The following is a 3,994-nucleotide window of genomic DNA, read 5'->3' as shown; positions in this document are numbered from 1 at the left end:
ATTAACTATTGCATTCCTGCACAATTTATTCTCATGATAAAAACGTCTTAACTTTCTCTCTACTTTTTCTGGGTAAGGTCACCTCTTTAGGTGCTCCTTTTTTCTTTCTTATACACACAAAAATCATATAGAATTGTAAATACAGCTTTTTTATTCTGATGCTTTTCAATTCTATAGCTCTGGTTGTCTCTCTATTACTATTTTTCTACATTATCGTAAAAAAACTGAGCGAAAAGAAAGCAAACCTTGAGGGTAATTTATGTAAATTAGAGCAAGAACTTCAAGAAACAAAGCAAAGTTTGCTTACGAAGAATGAAGAAATAGTTGATTTAAGGGTCAAAAGAGCAGAACTTGAAGTAACTCTGCAAAAAGAACGTGAGGAAAAGAAAAAGGAAATAGAATTACTAACAAAAGCAGAGGAGAGATTAACAAACACTTTTAAAGCGCTCTCTCTTGATGCCTTGCAAGTGAACAATAATAATTTTCTGAACTTAGCGAAGGAAGTCATTGATAACAAATTAAAAGAAACGGAAAGCGATTTCAAAAAAAGACAAGCAACGATCAACGAAGTTGTAACTCCAATAAAAGAAAAATTAGAAAAATTCGATAATGAAATACGTGAGCTAGAAAAAGAGAGGGTAGGGGCCTATGAAGGTTTAAAGGAGCAAATTGGAGCGCTGATGAACCAAACTTCCAGCCTTGCTAATGCCTTGAGAAAGCCTCACATCAGAGGAAAGTGGGGTGAAATGCAGCTCAAAAGGGTGGTAGAAATAGCAGGAATGATTGAATATTGCGATTTTTTTACTCAACCGTCAGTGGTTGATAAAAACGAGGATAATTTATTGCGTCCTGATTTAATAATCAAAATGCCATCTGGAAAGCAAATAATAATAGATGCTAAAGTGCCGCTTGATTCTTACATGGATGCTATATCACAAAATGATTTGCAAATACAAAAGGAGAAATTAAAGAATCATTCCCTGGCAATAAAAAAACACATAAATGACTTGGGTAAAAAAGAGTATTGGAATCAATTTGAAAATACGCCAGAACTTGTGGTGCTTTTCTTAACAGGGGAGGGGGTTTTTAGCGCAGCACTGGAATATGAGCCTGCTTTGATAGAGATTGGAGTGGAAAAAAAAGTGATCATTGCAACACCGATCACTCTAATTGCGTTGCTGAGAGCAATAGCGTATGGATGGAAGCAAGAGATGATAGCTGAAAACGCAAAGAAAATCAGTGAACTAGGTCATATTTTATATGAGCGCATTTGCACAATGGGTGAAAACTTTGATAATTTGCGCAGGAGCTTAAAAAGTGCTGTTGATCATTATAATAAAACTGCTGGCTCTCTTGAAGTAAGGGTGTTTCCTGCTGCTCGAGAATTCAATAAGCTTGGTATACATGCAAAAAATAAAAGTTTAAGTGCTGCAAAGGAATTAGAGTCTTTACCACGCAGTTTACATACTGAGGAGCTGAAAGTAGATTAGGCATCTTAACAGGGAATGTTCAAAAAAGTGTGTCAAACCAAAAAAAAAGTAATGAATTGATATAAAAAAAATGGAGGTTTGACAATGAGTCAAAAAATAGTAAACAGAATTACCGGATTGGTAGATTATAAAGAATTAGAAACAAATATCCTGTCGTCTATACGAGAAGGAAGGCCGTTGACAGGAAGGGATGGAGCATTTACACCATTTATAAAAAGACTGCTGGAGGCAAGTTTGGAAGGTGAAATAGAAAATCACTTATTAGCTGAAAGTGAAGAGAATAATCGAAGAAATGGGAGAAATGGAAAGACTTTACGGACAAGTGCAGGTTCATTTGAGCTTTTGACGCCTAGAGATAGGGAGGGAAGCTTTGAACCCCAAATAGTCAAAAAAAGGCAAACAAACCAGAGCTTGAAACGAAGATTTTGAGCACATTTGCCAGTGGTATGGGATACAGAGATATAGCATCGCATGTAGAGGAGATTTATGATCACAAAATATCTGCAGCAGAGATATCAAGTATTACCGACAAATTGCTACCGATAATCAACGAATGGCGTAGTCGCCCGCTGCAGTCTGTATATCCGATAGTGTTCATGGTTTTTTAAAGTCAAAGAGGACGGACATTGTGTAAGTAAATGTATGTACAATATATTGGGCATAGACCAAAATGGCAGAAAAGAAGTATTAGGTTTTTATTTGGCTGAAAGTGAAGGAGCTAACTTCTGGTTGGGAGTACTAAATGATCTCAAAGAAAGAGGAGTAGAAGATATTCTAATTGCCTGTGTAGATGGGCTAAAAAGCTTTCCTGCAGCCATAAATAGTGTATTTCCTAATGCAGAGGTACAGCTATGTGTGGTACATCAGATACGCAATTCTCTAAAATATGTATCTAGCAAAGATGTGAAGATTTTTATGAGTGATTTGAAAAAAGTATATCAGGCTTCAAGTAGAGAAATTGCTGAAAATTATCTGCTTGAGTTGGAAGAAAAATGGGGAGAAAAATATCCACTAGTCATAAAATCCTGGCAGAATAATTGGATCCGGCTATTTCAAGTATTCTGGCCCAGTCAGGAGGCTAATTTATACTACCAATCCTATTGAGGGACTGCATAGACAGATTAGAAAATTTACTAAAACTAAGGGCTCATTTACCAGCTTGTATAAACAGGTATATTGTGCTATAAAAAAGGCAGAGCAAAATTGGACTATGGCCATACCCAATTGGGCTTTAACTATATCTCAACTTGATATCTTCTTTCCCGGCAGATTGAAAATTGACCTTACCCAGAAAAAGTAGAGAGAAAGTTTGGAATGTTTTTCACAAAGAGAATGATGAATCAAAATGCTCAGGAATGCAATAGTTAATAGTGACGTTGTTTGTTATAAAAAATTTCTATATATTCAAATATAGCAGTTTTGATATGCTGTTTAGAGTGCCGAGAGGTGTCTATTGGTAACTCCCTTTTTAGAGAACTGAAGAAGCTTTCCACAACAGAATTGTCGTAACAACAACCTTTATGACTCATCTATGTTTTTTATGGATAAGAGATATTGATAACCTTGCGAAGTATATTGTGAACCTTGATCACTATGTAATAGTAGATTTTTGGCAGGTTTACGCTTGTTAACGGCCATTAATAAAGAGTCCATAACCAATTGTTTATTTATTGAACTGCTCATTGACCAGCCAACTACCATGCGTGAATATAGATCGATTATTGTTGCCAAATATAGCCATCCTTCTTTGGTTTTTATATAAGTAATCCCATACTTTATTTGGTTGATCGACAATAAAGTTTTGGTCTAATATATTGGGAGCTACGACTCTACTGTCCGTTTGTTGTTTCTTAATTTTAAATTTTCTTCTCAATATAGCCTGAATACCATTTTTCTGCATAATACTTTGCACTGTTTTTAAGTTGCAACTTTTACCCAAAGCCTTTAATTCAGCATGAATTTTAGGAGCTCCATATCTACATTTAGAAGCTTGATATATTTTTTGAATATCTGCTAATAACTCTTTATTTGCTGATTCTCTACTGCTTATTTTCCTTGTAGTCCACTTATAGTAGCCACTAGCAGAAAACCCTACATAATTCCTGCACTTTATAGTGTTTACTATGCTCTTTTATGAAAAAATATTTTACTCTTTTTGACTGGCCAGGGCTTTTTTTAAAATGTCTCTTTCTCTTGTTACTTTTGCTAACTCTTTCTGTAAATCAAATCTCTCTTTGTCATAAGGTGCTACATCTGGAAATGCATTTGCCGCTGACTTTTTTTCGTTATATTTCTTCATCCATTTTCCTAATACACTATCCCTTATTCCTAGATCTCTTGCTACTTTTGCAACTGGTTGACCTACCTTTCTTTGTTCATTTGCCAGCTTAACAGCTTCCAATTTGAATTCTGCCGTATATTCTCTTGCCATTTCTAATCCTCCAAAATTTTATTTTACCCGAAAAAACTCCTTTCTTTCTCTCCACTTTTTCTGGGTAAGGTCA

1 protein-coding gene and 3 pseudogenes are annotated in these 3,994 nt (G+C 35.3%); 3 read left to right on the top strand and 1 reads right to left on the bottom strand.

What is annotated here, in order from left to right:
- Positions 1-158 precede the first annotated feature (158 nt).
- The 3 genes and pseudogenes from BA053_RS05565 (at position 159) to BA053_RS08645 (ending at position 2,790) form a co-directional block, all read left to right on the top strand.
- Entirely contained in the window at positions 159-1,490 is a 1,332-nt protein-coding gene (locus tag BA053_RS05565; protein ID WP_065095210.1) for a DNA recombination protein RmuC, read from the top strand.
- A gap of 84 nt (positions 1,491-1,574) precedes the next feature.
- Positions 1,575-2,098 (top strand): annotated as a pseudogene (locus BA053_RS08650) (transposase).
- A 34-nt stretch (positions 2,099-2,132) separates the two neighbouring features.
- A pseudogene (locus BA053_RS08645) lies at positions 2,133-2,790 on the top strand (IS256 family transposase).
- A 21-nt stretch (positions 2,791-2,811) separates the two neighbouring features.
- Here the strand turns inward: BA053_RS08645 and BA053_RS08800 are convergent.
- Positions 2,812-3,921 (bottom strand): annotated as a pseudogene (locus tag BA053_RS08800) (IS3 family transposase).
- Between the last annotated feature and the right edge of the window lie 73 nt (positions 3,922-3,994).

The sequence above is a fragment of the Wolbachia endosymbiont of Nomada ferruginata genome (assembly GCF_001675785.1).
GTDB classification, from domain to species: Bacteria; Pseudomonadota; Alphaproteobacteria; order Rickettsiales; family Anaplasmataceae; genus Wolbachia; species Wolbachia pipientis.
Note: the sequence above shows the minus strand (reverse complement) of the source record. Positions and strands in the feature narration are given on the sequence as shown.